Origin of the sequence: Janthinobacterium lyxosi, from assembly GCF_051380665.1 — a bacterium.
Classification (GTDB): domain Bacteria; phylum Pseudomonadota; class Gammaproteobacteria; order Burkholderiales; family Burkholderiaceae_D; genus Janthinobacterium.
In genome coordinates this window covers 45,952-66,204 of record NZ_JBNYXM010000029.1, presented here as the reverse complement: position 1 = coordinate 66,204, position 20,253 = coordinate 45,952, and the positions used below count along the sequence as shown (strand labels likewise).

At 64.3% G+C, this 20,253-nt stretch carries 19 protein-coding genes; 13 read left to right on the top strand and 6 right to left on the bottom strand.

All coding sequences use genetic code 11. The features are described from left to right. Positions 1-26 precede the first annotated feature (26 nt). The 6 genes from lnt (at position 27) to ACQ4WP_RS23590 (ending at position 7,095) form a co-directional block, all read left to right on the top strand. Positions 27-1,544, top strand: a complete 1,518-nt coding sequence (gene lnt / locus ACQ4WP_RS23615; protein WP_436524884.1) for an apolipoprotein N-acyltransferase — start codon at positions 27-29, stop codon at positions 1,542-1,544. Positions 1,545-1,691: 147 nt separating this feature from the next. Beyond that, entirely contained in the window at positions 1,692-2,609 is a 918-nt protein-coding gene (glyQ, locus tag ACQ4WP_RS23610) for a glycine--tRNA ligase subunit alpha (protein ID WP_436524882.1), read from the top strand. Positions 2,610-2,662: 53 nt separating this feature from the next. Further along, on the top strand, positions 2,663-4,765 hold the full coding sequence (glyS, locus tag ACQ4WP_RS23605; protein WP_436524880.1) for a glycine--tRNA ligase subunit beta: 2,103 nt from the start codon (positions 2,663-2,665) through the stop codon (positions 4,763-4,765). Continuing rightward, complete coding sequence (gene gmhB / locus ACQ4WP_RS23600) at positions 4,765-5,352, top strand: D-glycero-beta-D-manno-heptose 1,7-bisphosphate 7-phosphatase (RefSeq protein WP_436524878.1); 588 nt, start codon at positions 4,765-4,767, stop codon at positions 5,350-5,352. The genes glyS and gmhB overlap by 1 nt, the downstream gene beginning before the upstream one ends. A gap of 55 nt (positions 5,353-5,407) precedes the next feature. Beyond that, on the top strand, positions 5,408-6,109 hold the full coding sequence (locus ACQ4WP_RS23595; RefSeq protein ID WP_436524908.1) for a lysophospholipid acyltransferase family protein: 702 nt from the start codon (positions 5,408-5,410) through the stop codon (positions 6,107-6,109). A 44-nt stretch (positions 6,110-6,153) separates the two neighbouring features. After that, on the top strand, positions 6,154-7,095 hold the full coding sequence (locus ACQ4WP_RS23590; RefSeq protein WP_436524906.1) for a M48 family metallopeptidase: 942 nt from the start codon (positions 6,154-6,156) through the stop codon (positions 7,093-7,095). Here the strand turns inward: ACQ4WP_RS23590 and waaA are convergent. The 4 genes from waaA to ACQ4WP_RS23570 all read right to left on the bottom strand — a co-directional run bounded on the left by waaA (position 7,092) and on the right by ACQ4WP_RS23570 (position 11,210). Continuing rightward, positions 7,092-8,369, bottom strand: coding sequence for a lipid IV(A) 3-deoxy-D-manno-octulosonic acid transferase (gene waaA / locus ACQ4WP_RS23585; RefSeq protein WP_436524876.1), 1,278 nt, complete (start codon positions 8,367-8,369; stop codon positions 7,092-7,094). The genes ACQ4WP_RS23590 and waaA overlap by 4 nt on opposite strands. A 17-nt stretch (positions 8,370-8,386) precedes the next feature. Next, positions 8,387-9,409, bottom strand: a complete 1,023-nt coding sequence (gene waaC / locus ACQ4WP_RS23580) for a lipopolysaccharide heptosyltransferase I (RefSeq protein ID WP_436524874.1) — start codon at positions 9,407-9,409, stop codon at positions 8,387-8,389. A gap of 4 nt (positions 9,410-9,413) precedes the next feature. After that, entirely contained in the window at positions 9,414-10,808 is a 1,395-nt protein-coding gene (locus ACQ4WP_RS23575; protein ID WP_436524872.1) for a phosphomannomutase/phosphoglucomutase, read from the bottom strand. A gap of 93 nt (positions 10,809-10,901) precedes the next feature. Continuing rightward, positions 10,902-11,210 (bottom strand): H-NS histone family protein, encoded by a 309-nt coding sequence (locus tag ACQ4WP_RS23570; protein ID WP_099666551.1) that lies wholly within the window; start codon positions 11,208-11,210, stop codon positions 10,902-10,904. Between the two features lie 455 nt (positions 11,211-11,665). On the opposite strand from ACQ4WP_RS23570, the gene ACQ4WP_RS23565 reads away from it, so the two are divergent. The 7 genes from ACQ4WP_RS23565 to ACQ4WP_RS23535 all read left to right on the top strand — a co-directional run bounded on the left by ACQ4WP_RS23565 (position 11,666) and on the right by ACQ4WP_RS23535 (position 18,125). Then, positions 11,666-12,505: a symmetrical bis(5'-nucleosyl)-tetraphosphatase gene (locus ACQ4WP_RS23565; RefSeq protein WP_436524870.1), complete on the top strand. Its 840-nt coding sequence runs from the start codon at positions 11,666-11,668 to the stop codon at positions 12,503-12,505. Positions 12,506-12,598: 93 nt separating this feature from the next. Beyond that, positions 12,599-13,519 carry an AraC family transcriptional regulator gene (locus ACQ4WP_RS23560; RefSeq protein WP_436524869.1) on the top strand — a complete coding sequence of 307 codons (921 nt, stop codon included), beginning with the start codon at positions 12,599-12,601 and terminating at the stop codon, positions 13,517-13,519. A 129-nt stretch (positions 13,520-13,648) separates the two neighbouring features. Continuing rightward, on the top strand, positions 13,649-14,203 hold the full coding sequence (locus tag ACQ4WP_RS23555) for a carboxymuconolactone decarboxylase family protein (protein ID WP_436524867.1): 555 nt from the start codon (positions 13,649-13,651) through the stop codon (positions 14,201-14,203). Position 14,204: 1 nt separating this feature from the next. Then, positions 14,205-15,290 carry an acyl-CoA dehydrogenase family protein gene (locus ACQ4WP_RS23550; RefSeq protein ID WP_436524865.1) on the top strand — a complete coding sequence of 362 codons (1,086 nt, stop codon included), beginning with the start codon at positions 14,205-14,207 and terminating at the stop codon, positions 15,288-15,290. Then, positions 15,287-16,096 carry an ABC transporter ATP-binding protein gene (locus ACQ4WP_RS23545; protein ID WP_436524863.1) on the top strand — a complete coding sequence of 270 codons (810 nt, stop codon included), beginning with the start codon at positions 15,287-15,289 and terminating at the stop codon, positions 16,094-16,096. Before ACQ4WP_RS23550 ends, ACQ4WP_RS23545 begins: the two co-directional genes overlap by 4 nt. Positions 16,097-16,113: 17 nt before the next feature. Next, positions 16,114-17,358, top strand: a complete 1,245-nt coding sequence (locus ACQ4WP_RS23540) for an ABC transporter substrate-binding protein (RefSeq protein ID WP_436524861.1) — start codon at positions 16,114-16,116, stop codon at positions 17,356-17,358. 2 nt (positions 17,359-17,360) lie between these two features. After that, entirely contained in the window at positions 17,361-18,125 is a 765-nt protein-coding gene (locus ACQ4WP_RS23535) for an ABC transporter permease (RefSeq protein WP_436524859.1), read from the top strand. On the opposite strand, the gene ACQ4WP_RS23530 is transcribed toward ACQ4WP_RS23535, so the two are convergent. Next, positions 18,115-18,864, bottom strand: coding sequence for a lysophospholipid acyltransferase family protein (locus ACQ4WP_RS23530; protein WP_436524857.1), 750 nt, complete (start codon positions 18,862-18,864; stop codon positions 18,115-18,117). The genes ACQ4WP_RS23535 and ACQ4WP_RS23530 overlap by 11 nt on opposite strands. Positions 18,865-18,951: 87 nt before the next feature. Beyond that, entirely contained in the window at positions 18,952-20,253 is a 1,302-nt protein-coding gene (locus ACQ4WP_RS23525; protein ID WP_436524855.1) for a dihydroorotase, read from the bottom strand.

The following is a 20,253-nucleotide window of genomic DNA, read 5'->3' as shown; positions in this document are numbered from 1 at the left end:
AACCGCCCCGCAGCACGTGGGCGCGCATGCTGACTGCCGCCATTGCCGGCGCCGTCGCCGTGCTGGCGTTCGCCCCTTTCGGCTACTGGCCATTGCAAATCCTCAGCCTGGGCGTGCTGTTCTACCAGGTGCTGCGTGCGGCGAACGTCAAGGCCGGCGCGTTGATCGGCTGGGCCTACGGCTTCGGCTGGTGCGCGGCCGGCACGCACTGGCTGTATATCTCCATGCACCGCTATGGCGACATGGCTGCGCCGCTGGCGGCCATCGCCGTGGCCCTGCTGGCACTCTTGATGGCCATCTACGTGGCGCTGGCCATGGGCGCGGCCGCCTGGCTGCGCCAGCGCTGGGTACTCTCGCTGCCGACAATGACGCTGTTGATCTTGCCTTCCCTGTGGACCCTCTTCGAATGGACGCGCGGCTGGCTGTTTACGGGTTTCCCGTGGCTGGCCACTGGCTATGCCCACAATGCCGGCCCGCTGGCCGGTTATGCGCCCATCGTCGGCGCATATGGTCTGGGATGGCTGGCGGCGCTGTCCGCCGGCGCCCTGCTGCTGCTGACGCACCGCACGCGCTGGACCGCGCTGGCCGGCCTGGTCGCGCTGTACGCGGCCGGCGTTGGCCTGCAGTACGTGAACTGGACCCATCCTGTCGGACGCCCGATCACGGTACGCCTGTTGCAGGGCAATGTGCCGCAGCAGCAGAAATTCGACCCCGGCTTCGTGCTGGGCGCCCTGCAGATGTACCAGAGCGCCATCACCAGCGCGCCGGCCGACCTGATCGCCACGCCGGAAACGGCTGTCACCGTGCTGCAGCACCAGCTGCCGCCCGGCTATCTGGATAGCTTGACGACTTATTCGCAGCAGACGGGCAGCACGATTTTGCTCGGCATGCCCGTGCTCGACGAGCAGCAACGCTTCTACAATGCGGCCTTGGGAATCTCGCCCAACAGCGCGGCGGGCCCTTACTACCAGTACCGCAAGCACCATTTGGTGCCGTTCGGCGAATTCGTGCCGCCCGGCCTGCACTGGTTTGTCGCCATGATGGCCATCCCGCTGGGCGACATGGGCCGCGGCGCCGACGTGCAGGCGCCTTTGCCCGTGCGCGACCAGCTGGTGCTGCCGAATATCTGCTACGAAGACCTGTTTGGCGAGGAAATCGCTGGCCAGCTGGCCAGCGCCCACCGCAATGGCAAGCAATCGGCCTCGGTGCTGCTGAATATCTCCAACCTGGCCTGGTTTGGCGACTCGATCGCCATTCCCCAGCATCTGCAGATTTCACAGATGCGCAGCCTGGAAACGGGTCGCCCCATGCTGCGCTCGACCAACACGGGCGCCACCGCCGTCATCGACGGCAAAGGCGTGGTGCAAAGCCTGCTGCCGCCGGAACAGCAAGCCACGCTGGCAGCCAAGGTGCAAGGTATGGGCGGCATGACGCCATACATTCTGTATGGCAATAAACTGGTGCTGGCCCTGGCCGCGCTGGCCCTGCTGACGGCCTTCCTGCTGTCGCGCGCCGCCCGCCGTGGCCGCGCCGCGCAGCAATAAGCGGCCGATATTGCCCGAAGAGTCACAGTGCGCCCGTAAAAACCGCTAAAATTAGCAAAACCCCGGCCCGGACACGCTTGATTAACAGCGTCCGGGCTTCAAGCAACCCCTTACAGCGCGCAGCCTCCCGCGCGGCGAACTCATACGATGCTCACATTTCAACAAATTATCCTGACCTTGCAAACCTATTGGGACAAGCAAGGTTGCGCCCTGCTCCAGCCTTACGACATGGAAGTCGGCGCCGGCACCTTCCACACCGGTACCTTCCTGCGCGCGGTCGGCCCGGAACCCTGGCGCGCCGCGTATGTGCAGCCGTCGCGCCGCCCGAAAGATGGCCGCTATGGCGAAAACCCGAACCGCATGCAGCACTACTACCAGTATCAGGTGGTGCTCAAGCCCGCGCCGGAAAACATCCTCGACCTGTATCTGGGTTCGCTGGTCGCACTGGGTCTGGACTTGAAGCAGAATGACGTGCGCTTCGTCGAAGACGACTGGGAAAGCCCGACTCTGGGCGCCTGGGGCCTGGGCTGGGAAGTCTGGCTGAACGGCATGGAAGTGACCCAATTTACCTACTTCCAGCAAGTAGGCGGCCTCGATTGCAAGCCCGTGCTGGGCGAGATCACCTACGGCATCGAACGCCTGGCCATGTATCTGCAAGGCGTGGAAAACGTGTATGACCTGGTGTGGACCGAGTGGGAAGAAAATGGTGTGACGAAGAAGCTGACGTACGGCGACGTCTTCCACCAGAACGAGGTGGAGCAATCGACCTACAACTTCGAGCACGCGAATACGGACCTGCTGTTCGAACAGTTCGGCAACTATGAAGCGGAAGCGAAGCGCCTGATCGAGCTGCAACTGACCCTGCCCGCCTACGAGAAGATCATGAAGGCCTCGCACAGCTTCAATATGCTGGACGCGCGTGGCGCCATCTCGGTGACGGAACGCGCCGCCTATATCGGCCGCGTGCGCACCCTGTCGCGCCTGGTGGCGCAAGCGTATTACGACTCGCGCGAGCGCCTCGGCTTCCCGATGCTGCCCGCCGCAGACCAACCCGCCGCCGCTTAACTTCGAGCCTCCATCATTCGAGCCTCTACACCGCCGTACCAGACAAGAACACCATGAACCAAACACTGCTCATCGAACTGCTGACCGAAGAACTGCCGCCGAAAGCGCTGGCCAAACTGGGCGCAGCCTTCACGGCCAGCATCGTCAACGGCCTGAAAGCGCGCGACTTCCTGGAAGCCGACAGCGTCGCCACCAGCTACGCCTCGCCGCGCCGCCTGGCCGTCTCCATCACCAATGTGCGCGAAGTCTCGCCCGATAAATCGATCCGCGAAAAAGTCTTGCCCGTCTCCGTGGCGCTGGACGCGAACGGCAACGGCACGCCGCCGCTGGCCAAGAAACTGGCCGCGCTGGGCTTCCCCGAGTTGACGGTGGCCGAGCTGGAACGCGCCGCCGATGGCAAGGCCGAAAGCTTTTTCTATACCTACACGGCGCCAGGCAGCCAGCTCGCCACCGGCGCGCAGGCTGCCCTGAGCGAATCGGCGGCCAAGCTGCCGATTCCAAAACTGATGAGCTATCAGCGCCCGGACGGCACGACCGTGCAATTCGTGCGCCCGGCCCACAGCCTGATTGCACTGCATGGCATCAACGTGCTGCCTTTGACCCTGCTGGGCCTTGCCGCCGGCCGCACCACCCTGGGCCACCGCTTCCTGACCGACGGCGCGCCGATCACCATCGCGCACGCGGAAAACTATGCGGCCTCCCTGATCCTCAACGCCAGCGTCATCGCCAGCAACGAGGAGCGCAAGGAGCGCATCCGCGCCCAGCTGCTGGACAAGGCCGGTGCCGACCAGGTGCTGATGCCCGAAGCGCTGCTCGACGAAGTCACGGCCCTGGTCGAATGGCCCGTCGTGTATGAATGCCACTTCGAGGAAGAATTCCTGGCCGTGCCGCAGGAATGCCTGATCCTCACCATGCAGACAAACCAGAAATACTTCGCGCTGACCGACAGCGAAGGCAAGCTGCGCTCGCGCTTTTTGATCGTCTCGAACATCGAAACCAGCACGCCGGAGCACATCATCGGCGGCAACGAGCGCGTCGTGCGCCCGCGCTTGTCGGACGCCAAGTTCTTCTTCGAGCAAGACAAGAAAAAAACGCTGGCATCGCGTTTGCCGCTGCTGGCCAACGTCGTGTATCACAACAAGCTCGGCACGCAAGCTGCCCGCACAGAGCGCGTCAAGTCGCTGGCCGGCGCCATCGCCGCAAAACTGGGCTACGACGTGGCCCTGGCCGAACGCGGCGCCCTGCTGGCCAAGGCCGATCTGCTGACCGACATGGTGGGCGAATTCCCCGAGCTGCAAGGCATCATGGGCACGTACTACGCGCGCCATGACGGCGAGCCGGAAGAAGTGGCGCTGGCCGCTTCCGAGCACTACCAGCCGCGCTTTGCCGGCGACAGCCTGCCGTCCACCGCCACCGGCACCGCCGTGGCCCTGGCCGACAAGCTCGAAACCCTGGTCGGCATCTGGGCTATCGGCCTGGCGCCCACGGGCGACAAGGACCCGTTCGCGCTGCGCCGCCACGCCCTGGGCGTGCTGCGCATGCTGCTGGAAAAGCGCTTGCCCCTGTCGATCCAGGGCTTGCTGGGCGACGCCGCTGCGCAATTTGCCGCCATCCCCGGCTTCAAGGACCCGGTGGCGGACGTCACCACTTTCATGCTGGACCGCCTGCGCGGCATCCTGCGCGAGCGCGGTTTCTCGCCGAATGAAATCGAAGCCGTCGTGGCGCAAAATCCGGACCGCCTGGACGACATCGTGCAGCGTCTGGAAGCCGTGCAGGCGTTTGCCGCCCTGCCGGAAAGCGCCTCTCTGGCCGCCGCCAACAAGCGCATCACGAACATCCTGAAAAAGAACGAGGAAGCCGTCAGTCAGGTCGCCGCCGGTGGCGTCAACGTGGCGCTGCTGCAGGACGAAGCGGAGAAAAAACTCGCCGCCGCCGTCTCGCGCGTGCAGCCGGAAGTCGACGCGGCCTTCGCCAAGGGCGACTTCACCAGCACCCTGCAAACGCTGGCGCAGCTGCGCGACGACGTCGATGGCTTCTTCAACGACGTGATGGTGATGGCCGAGGATGTCGCCCTGCGCAACAACCGCCTGGCCTTGCTGTCGTCGCTGCACTACATGATGAACCGCGTGGCCGACATTTCCAAGCTGGCGGCATAATGGGCACTCCGGCGCTGAAACTGATTATTCTCGACCGCGACGGCGTCATTAATCATGACTCGCCGGACTTCATCAAGTCACCGGCCGAATGGCTGCCGATTCCCGGTTCGCTCGAAGCGATCGCCCGCCTGAACCAGGCCGGCTATCGCGTCGTCGTCGCCTCGAACCAATCGGGCATCGCGCGCGAGTACTTCGACATGACGGTGTTGAACGCGATCCACCAGAAGATGCATACCCTGGCGCAGCAGGTGGGCGCCGATATCGACGCCATCTTCTTTTGCCCGCACGCGGGCGCGGACAATTGCGACTGCCGCAAGCCGAAACCGGGCATGTTCCATGAAATCTCGAAGCGCTACAACACCAACCTGAAAGGCGTGCCCACCGTTGGTGATTCGCTGCGCGACCTGCAGGCAGGTTTCATCAGCGGCTGCGTGCCCTACCTGGTCCTGACGGGCAAGGGTGAAAAAACCAACGAAACGGGTGGCCTGCCGCCTGGCAGCCAAGTCTTCCCCGACCTGGCCGCCGTGGTCAACCACCTGCTCAAGGCGCCAGCGGCGCCAGCGCCCACCGTGGCATTCAGTATCTAATTTTCGGAGAACCGCATTGCGTAATATTTCCCTGTTCCTGCGATCCCTGCTGTTCATGACCATCATGATCGTAGCCACTATCGTCTGGGCCTGCGTGTGCTTTTTTGCCGCGCCATTGAGCTACAACAAGCGCTATTGGGTCACCTCGCGCTGGAACGTGTTTATCCTGTGGTGCGCCAAGGTCATTTGCGGCATCCGCTATGAAATCAAAGGCGCCGAGAACTTCCCGGATGCGCCGGCCATCGTGCTGTCGAAGCACCAGTCGGCATGGGAAACCATCTTCTTGCTGCCCAGCCTTCCACGCCCGCTGGTGTATGTGTTCAAGAAGGAGATTTTGTACATCCCGTTTTTCGGCTGGGCCATGGCGCTGCTGCGCATGATCCCCATCGACCGCAAGCAGGGCAAGCATGCCTTCAAAAGCGTGGTCGCGCATGGCAAACGCCGCCTGGCCGACGGCCAATGGATTATCATGTTCCCCGAAGGCACCCGCATTCCGGTGGGCCAGGCGGGCAAGTACAAGAGCGGCGGCACGCGCCTGGCAATCGCCACGGGCGCCGTGGTCGTGCCGATTGCACATAATTCAGGCGAATGCTGGCCCAAGCAGTCATTCCTCAAACGCCCGGGACTGATCACCGTCTCGATAGGCAAACCGATTTCGCCGGAAGGGCAAACCCCGGACAGCATGATGCAACAGGTGGAAAATTGGATAGAATCAGAAATGCGCGTCATTTCGCCTCACGCCTACAACGCTGGCTAGACGGCATCAGCGCGGTCATCCAGGAGCCGACCCTGCGCCAGCAGATGAAGACCATCAAGGTCGGCGACCAGCAACTGGACCTGTTCGCGCACGACGTCTCGACCAGCACGCCCCCGGCGGTGCGCCCCACGGCACCGCCAGCGCCGCCCGTGGCGCCACCGCTTCACGTTCCAGCCTGGCCGGTAGTGCCCGTGCCACCCGTCGCTGTTCCTTCATCCCCTCACCTGCCTTCCCCGCCACGCCCTGCCGATGGCCCTCCGCTGCGTCAGTTGCAGCTGGGCAGCCACCTGGTCGAATTCGCTCTGCGCCGCTCCACGCGCCGCTCCATCGGCTTCATGATCGACGATAACGGCTTGCGCGTCACGGCACCCAAGCGCGTCACCCTGGCCGAAATCGACAACGCCATCCGCGCCAAGCAAGGCTGGATCGTCTCGAAGCTGCTGGAACGGGGCGAGCGCAAGGTGCAGCGCCAGCAACGCCCACCCGTGGCATGGATCGATGGCGCCGTGCTGCCCTATCTCGGTGGCGAGATCACATTACGATTGCACCAGGCGCCGCGCCACCGCGCCAGCTTCCAACGCGAGACGAATGAATTGCACGTATGGGTCACGCCCACGGGCAGCGAACAACAGTTGAAGGAAAAAGTGAAGGGCTGGTTCCAGCACGAGGCGCGCCAGCTGTTCGAAGCGCGCCTGGACCTGTATGCGGACAAGCTGGGTGTACGCTACGATTCATTATCGCTATCCTCGGCCGGCACGCGCTGGGGCAGCTGCACCATCGAGCGCAAGATCCGTCTGAACTGGCGCCTGATCCACTTCGCCCTGCCGCTGGTCGACTACGTGGTGGCGCACGAACTGTCGCACCTGCTGGAAATGAACCACAGCCCCCGCTTCTGGGCCACCGTGGAATCGATCTATCCCGATTACGATGGCGCCAAGCAGGCGCTGAGAAAACGCTCTCAGGAACTCCCCGTTTTGTTCACTTAAACGGGCAGCAGGGTCTTGATGGCCGCAATCGTGCGCGGCGTGGCGCCCCGGTGCTGGTTGGCAAACGCCAGCGCCTTTTGTCCCATAGCCGCCAAGCGCGCGGGATCCTGCAGCAAGGCCGACGCCTGCGCCATCAGCGCGTCGGCGTCCGCCACCAGCGCGGCGCCGCCGGCGGCAATCGCCTGCTCGGTCACCAGCGCGAAATTGAAGGTGTGGGGGCCGATCAGCACGGGTTTGCCCAGCGCCGCCGGTTCAATCAGGTTTTGCCCGCCCAGCGGCAGCAGGCTGCCGCCGACGAAAGCGCAATCGCAGGCCGCGTAATACGCAAACATCTCGCCCATGGTATCGCCCAGCAGCACCTGCGTGCCCGCCACAACAACGTCGTCCTGCATCAGTCCGGACCTGCGCTGCACGGCCAGGCCGTGCGCGGCGATCATTTTTTCCACCTCGTCGAAGCGCTGCGGATGGCGCGGCACGATCAGCAACAGCACGTTGGCGGGCAGGCTGGCGCGGGTAAAGGCATCAAGAATCAATGGTTCTTCGCCTTCGCGCGTGCTGGCGCACAGCAGAACGGGCCGCTGGCCGATGGCTGCGCGCAGAGCCCCCCCCGTCGCCAGCGCCGCCTCGGGCACGACGACGTCAAACTTGATGCTGCCCGTGACGACCACGTCCTGCACGCCCAGCTGGCGCACGCGCTCGGCGTCGTCCTGCGTCTGCGCCGCCACCAGAGTGATGCCGCGCGCCGCATCGGCGATGAGCTTACCCAGGCGCTTCGCCTTGCCCAGCGAACGCTGCGACAATCGCGCATTGGCCAGCACCACGGGCACGCCGTGGCGATTGCATTGGTGGATCAGATTCGGCCACACTTCCGTCTCCATCAGGATGCAGATGCGCGGCGCGAAATGGTGGATGAAACTGGCCGGCATGGCGCCCGTGTCGTACGGCAGGTAGCTTTGTACCAGGCGCGCGCCGTGCTTGGCGAACAGGGTTTTACCGGTCGCACGTCCCGTGGGCGTCATGTGCGTGAGGACGATGCGGCAATCGGGCCATGCGGCCAGCAGCGCATCGATCAGCGGCTCGGCTGCGCGCGTCTCGCCGACAGACACGGCGTGCAGCCAGAGCGTGGGAATCAGTGGTTTTGCCTGGCGGCCGTAGCAGCCCAGGCGCTCACCCCAATGCTGGCGGTAGCCGGGCTCCTGGCGTCCGCGCAGCCACAGCCGCGCCAGCACCAGGGGCAAGGCCAGCCACCAGGCAAGGGTATAAAGAAGTCGCATGATAGGTAACGTTGAAGTCAGGCGGGAGGGTGGTCGGCCAGCAGGCGCTGCGCCGCGGCCAGCACTTCCGGCACGTCGGGTGGCGCGCCTTTGTCGCCCAGGTTGATGATGTTCGGCGACCAGTTGCCTTCCGTTTTCCAGCGCGGCGAATCGGCATAGATTTCCACCGTCGGACGCAAGAAGGCGGCGGCGATATGCGTCAGGCCCGTATCAACGCCGATCACCAGCGCCGCGTGGCGCGCCAGCAGGGTAGCCTCGCCCATCGACAGCTTCGGCAGCACGCGCGCATTCGGCAGGCTGGCCGCCAGTTGTTCGGCTTCCGCTTTTTCCTTGGGCGAACCCCAGGGCAGCAAAATCGGCATCGGCGCCAGCGCATGGCCGAGGGCGATCCAGTTCTGCGGCGCCCATTTCTTGGCGTCGCGCGCCGTACCGTGGAAATACACGCAATACGGCGCAGCGCCCATCCAGTGCGGGCGCACCTCGCTGCCTGACACTTCCTGCAAGCCGAAATCGGCCGGCGTATCGAGCGTGTAGCCGAGTGCCGCGGCGGCCACCAGGCGGCCGCGCGCTACCGCATGCGTGCGTGGGTCGAGCGGGATGCTTTTGGTATGAAACAGGCGCGAAATGCCTTCGTAGCCGGAACCTTCGCTACCATTCGCCAGGCCGACCTTCTGTCCGCCCGGCGCCAGGCGCGCTGCGCCCATGATGATGCCCGTCTTGAGCAAGCCCTGTGTATCGAACACATAATCGTAGCGCGTCTGGCGCAGGCTGCGGAAGAAGGCGGCGATTTCCGCGCGCGTCTCCTTCTTGCCCAGGCTCTTGCGCCAGCGCCGCAATGCAAACGGGAAGATGGTATTCACACGGAGGTTCAGGCGCACCAGGCTGGTGTAGCCTTCCTCGACCACCCAGTCGATGGTCGCATCCGGATAATGGCGGGCGATGTCTGCCACCATCGGCAGGTTATGCAGCACGTCGCCCAGCGAAGATACCCGCACCAGCAGGATTTTCAAGGGCGCCTGCGCGCCAGATTGACCGGCCATGCTGTCAGAACGGCAGAACGGCGTCAGGCTTGGCGGCCAGGATCACGCTCTTGAACTGTCCCTGGATGCGCGCCAGGGCTTCCGGCGTTTCCGCTTCGAAGCGCATGACGATCACCGGCGTGGTGTTCGACGAACGGGCCAGGCCAAAGCCGTCCGCATACTCCACGCGCAAGCCGTCGATGGTGATGATCTGTTCATTGCCGGGGAAGACGGCATCGCGGCGCAGCATGTCCATCAGCGCGACGTTCTCGCCTTCCTTCAGTTCCAGATGCAGTTCCGGCGTGCTGTCGGACTGCGGCAGAGAGTTCAAAAGGGCCGAAGGATCGGCTTCGCGGGTGAGGATTTCCAGCAAGCGCGCAGCCGAATACAGGCCGTCATCGAAACCGTACCAGCGATCCTTGAAGAAGATATGGCCGCTCATTTCGCCACCCAGCGGCGCACCCGTTTCACGCAGCTTGGCTTTCACCAGCGAGTGGCCCGTCTTGTACATCAGCGGTACGCCGCCATGCTTGCTGATCCACGGCGCCAGGTGGCGCGTGCATTTCACGTCGTACAGGATTTGCGCGCCAGGATGGCGGGTCAGCACGTCGGCAGCGAACAGCATCATCTGGCGGTCAGGGTAGATGATCTGGCCATCTTTGGTGACCACGCCCAGGCGGTCGCCGTCACCGTCGAAGGCGATGCCGATTTCCGCATCCGTCTCGGCCAGGCAGCGGATCAGGTCTTGCAGGTTTTCCGGATGCGCCGGGTCCGGGTGATGGTTCGGGAAATGGCCATCGACGTCGCAGAACAGTTCGATGACTTCACAGCCCATGCCGCGGAACAGGTCGCCCGCGAACGCGCCGGCCACGCCATTGCCGCAATCGACGGCGATCTTGATCGGGCGTGCCAGCCTGACGTCGCCCAGGATGCGCTCCAGATAGGCGGCGCGGATATCGTGCGTGGTGTAGCTGCCCGGGTTGGCAACGTCCTTGGCGCTGGCGCTGCCGTCGTGGGCCACGATGCTGTGGTACAGCGCCTGGATCGCTTCGCCATGGATCGCTTCGCCCGCCAGCACCATCTTGAAACCGTTGTAATCAGGCGGATTGTGGCTGCCCGTGACCATGATGCCGGAGCGCGTGTCGAGCACATTCGTGCCAAAATAAACCATCGGCGTGGCCACCACGCCCAGGTCGATCACGTCGACGCCGGCGGCCTGCAAGCCCTGCGCCAGCGCCGCCGTCAATTCAGGCCCCGAGAGGCGTCCATCGCGGCCGATCACGACCCGCTGCTCGCCCTTGGCCAGGGCCGCCTGGCCAAATGCCTGCCCGATCTTGAAGGCCACGCTGGCATCGAGGGTTTTAGCGATGATGCCGCGAATATCGTAGGCCTTGAAGATCGTTCTGGACAATGGAAGCATGGTATGGGCGCTATAAGTAAGGGTATCAATAGGGTGCCTGGCAAGGTGCAGCACGCGACTGGCAGCTTGCCACTGCGCCAAGAGTATACCGAATTATACGCGCAGCAGATCGATGGACTTGCCCGATTCCACCCACTGCCTGACCCACAGCGGCTGGCGGCCACGGCCTGTCCATTGTTCAGTGGCATTGTCAGGATGGCGGTAACGCACCGCGACTTTGCCCGTGCGCGGGTGCAAACCATCGAGTATCAGCTGTTTCAGCGGAATGCCCGCTTGCTGCGCGATGGCCATGATCTGTTCGCGCGCCTTGTTCAAGTCTTCACGCTCGCGGCCGTTCAATTCCTGCTTCACATTATCTTCCAGCTTGCGCAATTCCAGCATCGTCATCGTTGACAGATCCATCCGGTATATCCTTTACATTGTTAAATAATAAAATCACGTGGAATATACTACATTGCATAAACATTTGCGCACCGTTGCATAATCCCTCGTCACTGGAATCACGGACCTGAATTCATTTACCTGTTCAACATTAAGATTCAATGAAGAATATGTCGTAGTCGCGCGTGGAAAATAAATAAACATGGATGATTGACCTTCCGGCATGCCTGAGCGTCTTGCTCGCAAAGACTGCCTGGGGTGGCCGCCCATACCAACAGGCGCAGCAGAAAACTATTATCGATATAAGACTGCGGGACATTTGGCCAAAAATAAATATCGACACAGAATAAGCCGCGCCCAGCTGTTTCCTTCCCGCCAGCCGTTCGCGCAATCAGGCGCCTGCCAAGAATGCACCCAACGACCAAGGGCAGCCATGCTTATAATGCATGCGCGTAATTCACTTCACCCCGGCACATATGAAAACTTACTTTATCGGCGATTTACAAGGCTGCCATGCACAAACCGTCGAACTGATCGAACGGATCCAGGCGGCAGCGGATGGCCCTTACCGGCTGCTGTTCGCGGGCGACCTGATCAATCGCGGCCCAGCCTCGCTGGCCACCCTGCGCCACGTGCATGCGCTGGCGCAGCAGGGCCTGGCCGACAGCGTCCTGGGCAACCATGACTTGCACCTGCTGGCCGTGGCCAACGGCATCCGGCCCGAGCATGCGTCCGATACGCTGGCCGAGATCCTCGACGCGCCCGACCGCGACGAGTTGATCACCTGGCTGCGCCACCGTCCGCTCGCCTTGCAACACCAGGGCCATGTGCTGGTGCATGCAGGCTTGCTGCCGCAATGGAGCGCCTCCCAGGCCCTGTCCCTGGGCGAGGAAGTGTCCGCCATGCTGCGCAGCGATGGCTGGGTGGCGTTCCTGCGCAGCATGTACGGCAACGAGCCGGCCGCCTGGCGCGACGACCTGCAGGGCGCTGACCGGCTGCGCTGCATCGTCAACGCCATGACGCGGCTGCGCTTTTGCACGCCGGACGGCGTGATGGACTTCAAGATGAAGGAGAGCGGCAGCGCGCCGCCGGGTTCCGGCCTGCTGCCCTGGTTCGACGTGCCGGGCCGGCGCAGCGCCGGCGACACCATCGTCTTTGGCCACTGGTCGGCGCTGGGACTGCAGTTGCGGCCCGACCTGATCGGCCTCGATAGCGGCTGCGTCTGGGGTGGAAAACTCTCCGCCGTGTGCCTGGAAGACCGCTCGCTGCTGCAAGTGGGCTGTCCCGCCTTCCAGCAGCACAGTGGCAAGCGGTAAGTGGTACGCATGGCGCGCATATGCTTAGTCGAAATCGGTCGTTTGCCTTTCCGCCCAAGCCCCGTATGATGCAGCTTTTGCCTTTGCCATCCCATGCATCCTGATACCGACAGACTGGCGCGCTGGCTGCTCGGCAGCCTGGAGCTCGACACCGCCGTCCTGCACGTGGGCCAGTACTGCGGCCGCTGGCGCGCTTCCACGGCGGGCCGGGAACTGGGCAGCTTTCACCTGGTGCTCGATGGCCACTGCTATTTGCATCTCGATGGGGCGGCGCCGATTGCGCTCGGCCCGCGCGATGGCGTCTTCCTGCTGCGCGACTTGCCGCACTTCCTCAGCCCCCACAGCGATCCGCTGCAGACGGTAAGCGCGCAAGCCATGCTGCCGCTGCAGGCGCTCACGGAGCAGCCGGCGACGGCGCTGGCCTGCGGCTTCTTTCAATTTCGCGGTGCCCTTTCCGCGCTGATCGTCGACTCCTTCCCGCCGTATCTGCTGATACGCGGCGACGCGCCCGCCTTCAGTGCCGCCGCCGCGCTGTTCGACCTGATCCTGGCAGAGGCCGGCGGCGATCCGGAACAGCCGTCGCCGCTCATCGCGCGCCTGGTCGAACTGCTGTTTTTTTACCTGATCCGCCATGTGGCGCAGGGTGAGCAGATGGCGGCCGGCCTGCTGTCGCTGCTGCACCAGCCCGCATTTTCGCCGCTGCTCGAACGCATGCTCGACGCCCCTGCCGACGACTGGTCGATCGAGAACATGGCCAAGGCCGCCTGCATGTCGCGCGCCAGCTTCTGCAAGCATTTCGCCAGCGCCAGCGGCCACTCGCCGGCCCAATTCCTGCTCCTGCTGCGTATGAAGATCGCCGCGCGGCGCCTGCACGATGGCGTCTCCGTCGAACGCGCAGCCGAACTGGTGGGCTACCGCTCGCACGCCGCCTTTACGCGCGCCTTCAAGCGGGTCACGGGCGAGCAGCCGGGCGCCTACCGGCGCGACCAGCGCCAGCGTCAACTGGCCAGCTGAGGTTCATCTGACCTCAAGGTTTGCGCAATCAAAGACGAACAAGCACAAAAGGACGACGCTGACGTCTGTTGCCTGCACGGCATGGCCGATATAATGGCTGGGTGACTTACTAACTTAGCAAGGTACCCCATGTCCCGTCTGACGCTGCACACTCTCGATACCGCCCCGGCCGATAGCCGCCCCTTCGTGGAAAAGGCCATCGCCAACAACGGCTTCCTGCCCAACCTGATCGGCGTGCTGGCGAATGCCCCGCTGGCGCTGGAAACCTATCTGACCGTCTCCGGCATCAATGCGCGCGCCAGCCTGACGTTAATGGAACGCGAAGTGGTGCAGATCACGGCCGCGCGCATCCATGGCTGCGACTTCTGCATCGCCGGCCATAGCGCCATCTCGCTGAAAAAAGCGGGACAGACGCCCGATACCGTGCGCGCCCTGCAGCATGGCCAGCCGACCGGCGACGCCAAGCTGGACGCTGTCGCCGCCTTCGCCACGGCCGTCATCGCCACGCGCGGCGCCGTCAGCGACGCCGAATATCAAACCTTCCTGGCCGTCGGCTACAACGAGCAGCAGGCGCTGGAAGTGGTGCTGGGCATCAGCCTGGCCACCCTGTGCAATTTTTCCAACAGCCTGGCCGGCACGCCCGTCAATCCACAATTGACGCCCTACCTGCCCGGCGCCGTCTGACATGGGCAAGCTCACAGACTGGCTGCACACGCATGCCGACCAGCTCGACCAATCATCGGCACTGGCTGAAACCATCCTGCCGGCGCTGGCCGGCGACCAGCTGCTGGCCAGCGGCGTGCCGCAGGAACATGGCGGCGCGGGCGGCGACGTGCGCGACGCCATCGATGCCATCGCCAACGTGGCCGAGCAATCGGTGACGGCGGCTTTTGTTTTCTGGGGCCAGCGCTGCTTCATCGAATTCCTGCTGCAAAGCGAAAACCGCGCGCTGGCCGAGCGCCGCTTGCCAGGCCTCCTGGCAGGCACGCAGGCGGGCGCCAGCGGCCTGTCGAACGCCATGAAATTCTTGTCCGGCATCGAGCAGCTGCAAATCACGGGCGCGCGCCAGGATGACGGCTTGCTGGTCGACGGCGGCCTGGCCTGGGTGACGAATTTACGCAAGGCGGGCTTTGTCGCGGCGGCCGCCGTGGCGCCCAACGACGGCGCGCCACCCGTCATCGTCGCCTTTGACAGCAGCACGCCAGGCGTCAAACGCAGCGACGACCTGGACCTGATCGCCCTGCGCGGCAGCAATACCGCCTCCATCAAGCTGACGCAGGTGCACATCCCCGCCGTTGATATCATCAGCGACAATGCGCCAGCCTGGCTGCCGCAAGTGCGTCCATCGTTCCTCGGCATGCAGTGCGGCCTGTCGATCGGCCTGGCGCGCGCCAGCCTGGCGCAGGCGGCGCAGATCTCGGCCGGCTCGCGCAACCAGCTCACGCCGCGCATCGAAGCGCTGCAAGCGACCCTGGAGGCGGCTGTCGCTACCTTGCTGGCGGGCGTGCACGATGGCCGCTTCAAGACACAGGCGCCGGCCATGTTCCGCCTGCGCATACAGCTGGCTGAATTGTTGCAGCAAGCCTTGATGCTGGAACTGCAGGCCATGGGCGGGCGCGCCTACCTGAATGCCGAACAGCAGGGCTTTGCGCGCCGCTGGCGCGAGTCGTCATTCATCCCCATCGTCACCCCCAGTCTGACGCAATTGCAGGCAGCCTTGCAACTGTTCGACAGCCAGCAGGCGGCCAAGGCCGCGGGAGCGCCCGCATGACGGCAGCGGCGCAAGACTGGGCGCTGCAAGCGCAGGATCTCAGCTACGCCTATCCCGGCACGGCGCCCGTGTTCCAGCATGTCTCGCTGGGCGTGCGCAAGCGTGAAATCGTCTGCCTGCTGGGCGGCAGCGGCTGCGGCAAATCGAGCCTGCTGCGCGTGCTGGCCGGCTTGCAGCCGCCATCGACGGGAGAGATCCAGTTTCTCGATGCGTCCATGCGCGAACCGGACCCGCGCAGCGCCCTCGTGTTCCAGCAGGCGAGCCTCTTGCCCTGGCTGAATGTCACGGGCAACGCCGGCTTTGGCCTGGATTTCAAGCACCAGCCGCAGTTGACGCGCGAAGCGCACCAGGCGCGCGTGGCGCAAGCCATCGAAGCGGTGGGCCTGAATGGCCGCGAAAAACTGTACCCGTCCGCGCTGTCGGGCGGCATGGCGCAACGCGTGGCGCTGGCCCGCGCACTGGCGCGCGAACCGGAACTGCTGTTCGCCGACGAGCCGTTTTCCGCGCTCGACGCCATCACGCGCGCCGAGATGCAATCGCTGCTGGTCGACGTGGTGCACCGCTGGCACACGGCCGTGCTGCTCGTCACGCACGATATCGATGAAGCCATCCTGGTGGCCGACCGCATTTTGCTCATGGGCGGCAAGCCGGGCAACATCGTGCGCGAATGGCCCGTCGCCATCGCCCAGCCCAGAATCGGCCACCGCGGCCACAGTGCCGAGGTGATCGCCCTCAAGATGGACATCCTCGACGCCTTGCAGGCGCTGCAAAAGCAGGATCAAACGCCCGCCTTTGCTCCCAATTAATCGACCGGAACCTTCCCATGACATTCGAAGATCAAAACAAACCCCTGCACATCTGCGCCTCTTCCGATTGCGACTGCGGCCTGACGCGGCGCGACTTCCTGCGCATGTCGGCCCTGGCCACGGCCAGTGTTGCCTCACCCCTGCTGTTCGCCGGCGACGCCATGGCCCAGCAAGGTCCGAAAGGCGACGACCAGCCCGTAAAGATCGGCTACCTGCCGATTACCGACGCCACCCCGCTACTCGTCGCCCACGCCCGCAAAATGTTTGAAGCGGAAGGCTTGCAGGCGGAAACGCCACGCCTGTTTCGCAGCTGGGCGCAAATCATCGAAGCCTTCGTGGCCGGCCAGGTCAACGTCATCCATCTGCTGTCGCCCGCCACCCTGTGGGTGCGCTACGGCGCCAAGTTCCCGGCGAAAGTCGTCGCGTGGAACCACGTCAATGGCTCCGCGCTGACGGTGGCCAACGAGATCAACAAGGTCTCCGAGCTGGGCGGGCGCACGGTCGCCATCCCCTTCTGGTACTCGATCCACAACATCCTGCTGCAGCAAATCCTGTCCTCGAATGGCCTGACCCCGGTCACGCGCGCGCGCAACGCGGCCATCAAATCGAATGAAGTCAACCTGATCGTGCTGGCGCCGGCCGAAATGGTCTCGGCCCTGGCCAGCAAGTCTATCGCCGGCTACATCGTGGCCGAACCGTTCAATGCGGCGGCGGAAAATGCCGGCATCGGCAAGATCCTGCGCTTCTCGGGCGACGTGTGGAAAAACCATGCGTGCTGCGTCACGTTCCTGTCGGAGCGCGACATCAACACGCGTCCGGAATGGGCGCAGAAAGTCACCAACGCCATCGTCAAGGCGCAGCTGTGGACGCGCTCGAACCAGGTCGATACGGCCAAGCTGCTGTCGAACGTGGGCGAGCACCGCTACACGCCGCATCCGCTGCAGGTGCTGACCAAGGTATTGGCAACCACCGATTACGCCGGCTATGAAAAGCAGGGCCTGATCGTGCACAAGAACTGGCAGCAGCGCCGCATCGACTTCCAGCCGTATCCGTTTGCTTCGTACACGGAAGAACTGGTGCGCGCCATCGGCCGCACCAAGGTCGAAGGCGATACGCGCTTCCTGGCCAAGCTCGATCCGAAGTTCGCCGCGCGCGACCTGGTCGATGACCGCTTCGTGCGCAAGGCCATCACCGCCGTGGGCGGCCCGGCCGCCTTCGGCTTGCCGGCCAACCTGCTGCGCAGCGAAACCGTGGCGGTCTGACGATGGCAAGCAAGTTGTTCACGAAGTTCGGCCTGCCCCTGGCGGGGCTGGCCTGTGCCTTGCTGCTGTGGTCCATGGGCGTGACGGCACTGGAGAAATCCACGCCCATCGCCACCGCCTTTGCGCCGCTGCCCACGGCGCTGGCGTTCAAGGAAATGCTGGGCGGTTCGGATATCTGGCTGCACGTGGTATTGAGCTTGCAAAGGGTGGCCGTGGGCCTGGGGCTGGCAATCGTCATCGGCGTGCCACTGGGCGTGCTGGTGGCCATGTCGAAAAGTTTTTCCGGCGCGGCCATGCCGCTGTTCCAGCTGCTGCGCATGATTTCACCGCTGTCGTGGATGCCGATTGCCGTGATGGTGCTGGGCGTCGGTGATGCGCCCGTTTACTTCCTGCTGGCGTTTGCGGCCGTCTGGCCGATCCTGCTCAATACGGCGGCCGGTGTGGCGCGCCTCGATCCGAACTGGCTGCTGCTGGCGCGCAGCCTGTCGGCGACGCGCAGCGAGATCGTCTTCAAGGTGATTTTACCGGGCATTACGGCCGATATTTTGACGGGCGTGCGCCTGGCCATCGGCATCATCTGGATCGTGCTGGTGCCGGCGGAAATGCTGGGCGTGTCGGCCGGTCTCGGCTACTTCATCCTCGACACGCGCGACCGCCTGGCGTATTCGGAACTGATGGCTGCCATCGTGCTGATCGGGATTTTAGGTTTTATCCTCGACTACCTGGCCCGCGCCGCCCACGCGCGCTGGCTGCACGTCAAGAACTAAGCTGCTCCAGCGGCAGCGCGGCGGCCACCGCCGCCTGCGTTGCCGCCGCCAGTTCGCGGCGGTGCGCGTCCACCGTCTCCACTGGCGCCAAGCAGGTCAGGCGCGCCGTGATGGGCGGGCCGCTCAAAATCGCCACCATGCTTTGAGCAAAGCTCATGTCGCCAATGAAGTCGACGGCATGATGCAACTCCCCCTTGTCATCCACATACACGAGCGCGAACGGCTGCACCGGCACTTGCGCGTCGATGGCCGCCTCGAACAGGTTGGCGTGAAACGGCAGGATCTGTCCTTGCGCGGCGGTCGTGCCTTCGGGGAAAAACGCAATGCGCTCGCCCGCCGTCAATTTATCCACCAGACCCTGGAAAATCAAACGCAGGTCGCGCTTGCTGCCGCGCGAAATGAAGATGGTGCCGGCGCGTCCCGCCAGCCAGCCCAGGATGGGCCAGGCGCGGATTTCCGCCTTGGCGACAAAACGGCAGGGGTGGACAGCATTGATGACGAAGATGTCGAGCCACGAAACGTGGTTCGCCACCACCATCGCATGCGCGAGGGCCGGCATGCTGGCGGCCGGCTGCGCCACATGCACGCCGCAGATATCGAGCAGCTGCGTCGACCAGCGGCGGATGCGCCGGTTGCGCCCTTCCAGGTCCAGCCAGGGAAAGAGCACGGCGCTCTTGGCCATGCCGCAGCTCAGGTGGAAGGCGATGCGCGCGAGGCGGTAGGTAAGCAGAAGTTTCAAATCACACCAACAAATAAACCAGAACCGAAATCCGGGAGCAGACAAGGGATGCCGGGGCAGCGTACCCCGGTCCATGGATCTGATTTTTTAACGCCGAAACGCCACCTGTCCAGCCACGATGGTCGCCTTGACGATGCCGCTCAGCTCATAGCCGAGGAAAGGCGTGTGCTTGCCCTGGCTGGCCAGCGATGACGACGACACCGTCCAGCGCGCGGCCGGATCAAAGACACAGATGTCGGCCGCTTCGCCCACGGCCAGGCTGCCGGCCGGAATACCAGCGACCCTGGCAGCATCGGACGTAACCTTGGCCACGGCGCGCGCCAGCGGACGGGCACCGGCTTGCGGTTGCGCCAGCGCATAGTCGTCAGCCCATTTCAGGGCCAGCGACAGCAGCAGTTCCAGGCCCGTGGCGCCCGGCGAGGCTTCGCCGAAGGGCAGCAGCTTTTCATCGTCGTCGACTGGCGTATGGTCCGAGCACATCGCGTCCACCGTGCCGTCCAACAGGCCGGCGCGGATCGCATCGCGGTCGCGCTGGCTGCGGAACGGCGGCGTGACGCGCGCGTTTGAATCGAAAAAGCCGATATCGGCGTCCGTCAGGTGCACATGGTGCACGCCCACGTCGCAGGTGACGGGCAAGCCTTCGGCCTTGGCAGCGCGGATCAGTTCCAGGCCCGCCGCTGACGAGATGCGGCACAGGTGCACGCGCGCGCGGCTGGCGCGCATCAATTCAAAGATCGTATGCAGGGCGATAGTTTCGGACATCACGGGCACGCCGGACAGGCCCAGGCGCGACGCCAGCGGACCACTGTGGGCGATGCCGCCACGGCCGATGTGCGGATCTTGCGGGCGCAGCCAGACCGTGTAGCCGAAGGTGTTCGCGTACTGCATGGCGCGCAGCAGCACGATGGTGTCTTCGATTGGCTCTTCCGCCTGCGCGAAGCCGATGCAGCCCGCTTCCGTCAGTTCCGCCATTTCCGTCAGCGACTTGCCTTTCAAGCCCATGGTCAGCGCGCCCAGCGGGTGCACGTGGGCCTTGTTCTGCGTCTTGGCGCGGTATTTCAGCATCTCCACCAGGCCCGGCTCGTCGAGCACGGGATCGGTGTCGGGCGGGCAGACCAGGCTCGTGATGCCGCCCTGCAGGGCCGCCTGCAGTTCCGATTCCAGGGTCGCCTTGTATTCGTAGCCCGGCTCGCGCAGGCGCGCAGACAGGTCGACCAGGCCAGGGGAAACCACCAGGCCGGCCGCGTCAAAGGTGCTGTCGGCAATAAAGCCGGCCGGGGCGCTGCCCACGGCCAGCACTTTGCCGTCGGCGATAAACAGGTCTTGCAAGCCATCGATGCCGTTGGCAGGGTCGATCAGGTGGCCGTTCTTGATATGTAGTGTCGTCAT

Bases quoted from the DNA above. Each gene is read 5' to 3' on its own strand.
- ACQ4WP_RS23540 (WP_436524861.1), top strand. From the start codon at position 16,114: ATGACATTCGAAGATCAAAACAAACCCCTGCACATCTGCGCCTCTTCC.
- ACQ4WP_RS23560 (WP_436524869.1), top strand. From the start codon at position 12,599: ATGCATCCTGATACCGACAGACTGGCGCGCTGGCTGCTCGGCAGCCTG.
- ACQ4WP_RS23590 (WP_436524906.1), top strand. From the start codon at position 6,154: ATGAAGACCATCAAGGTCGGCGACCAGCAACTGGACCTGTTCGCGCAC.
- ACQ4WP_RS23535 (WP_436524859.1), top strand. From the start codon at position 17,361: ATGGCAAGCAAGTTGTTCACGAAGTTCGGCCTGCCCCTGGCGGGGCTG.
- waaC (WP_436524874.1), bottom strand. From the start codon at position 9,409: ATGGCCGGTCAATCTGGCGCGCAGGCGCCCTTGAAAATCCTGCTGGTG.
- glyS (WP_436524880.1), top strand. From the start codon at position 2,663: ATGAACCAAACACTGCTCATCGAACTGCTGACCGAAGAACTGCCGCCG.
- gmhB (WP_436524878.1), top strand. From the start codon at position 4,765: ATGGGCACTCCGGCGCTGAAACTGATTATTCTCGACCGCGACGGCGTC.
- ACQ4WP_RS23595 (WP_436524908.1), top strand. From the start codon at position 5,408: ATGACCATCATGATCGTAGCCACTATCGTCTGGGCCTGCGTGTGCTTT.
- lnt (WP_436524884.1), top strand. From the start codon at position 27: ATGCTGACTGCCGCCATTGCCGGCGCCGTCGCCGTGCTGGCGTTCGCC.
- ACQ4WP_RS23550 (WP_436524865.1), top strand. From the start codon at position 14,205: ATGGGCAAGCTCACAGACTGGCTGCACACGCATGCCGACCAGCTCGAC.
- ACQ4WP_RS23570 (WP_099666551.1), bottom strand. From the start codon at position 11,210: ATGGATCTGTCAACGATGACGATGCTGGAATTGCGCAAGCTGGAAGAT.
- ACQ4WP_RS23575 (WP_436524872.1), bottom strand. From the start codon at position 10,808: ATGCTTCCATTGTCCAGAACGATCTTCAAGGCCTACGATATTCGCGGC.
- ACQ4WP_RS23545 (WP_436524863.1), top strand. From the start codon at position 15,287: ATGACGGCAGCGGCGCAAGACTGGGCGCTGCAAGCGCAGGATCTCAGC.
- ACQ4WP_RS23565 (WP_436524870.1), top strand. From the start codon at position 11,666: ATGAAAACTTACTTTATCGGCGATTTACAAGGCTGCCATGCACAAACC.
- waaA (WP_436524876.1), bottom strand. From the start codon at position 8,369: ATGCGACTTCTTTATACCCTTGCCTGGTGGCTGGCCTTGCCCCTGGTG.
- ACQ4WP_RS23555 (WP_436524867.1), top strand. From the start codon at position 13,649: ATGTCCCGTCTGACGCTGCACACTCTCGATACCGCCCCGGCCGATAGC.
- ACQ4WP_RS23525 (WP_436524855.1), bottom strand. From the start codon at position 20,253: ATGACGACACTACATATCAAGAACGGCCACCTGATCGACCCTGCCAAC.
- glyQ (WP_436524882.1), top strand. From the start codon at position 1,692: ATGCTCACATTTCAACAAATTATCCTGACCTTGCAAACCTATTGGGAC.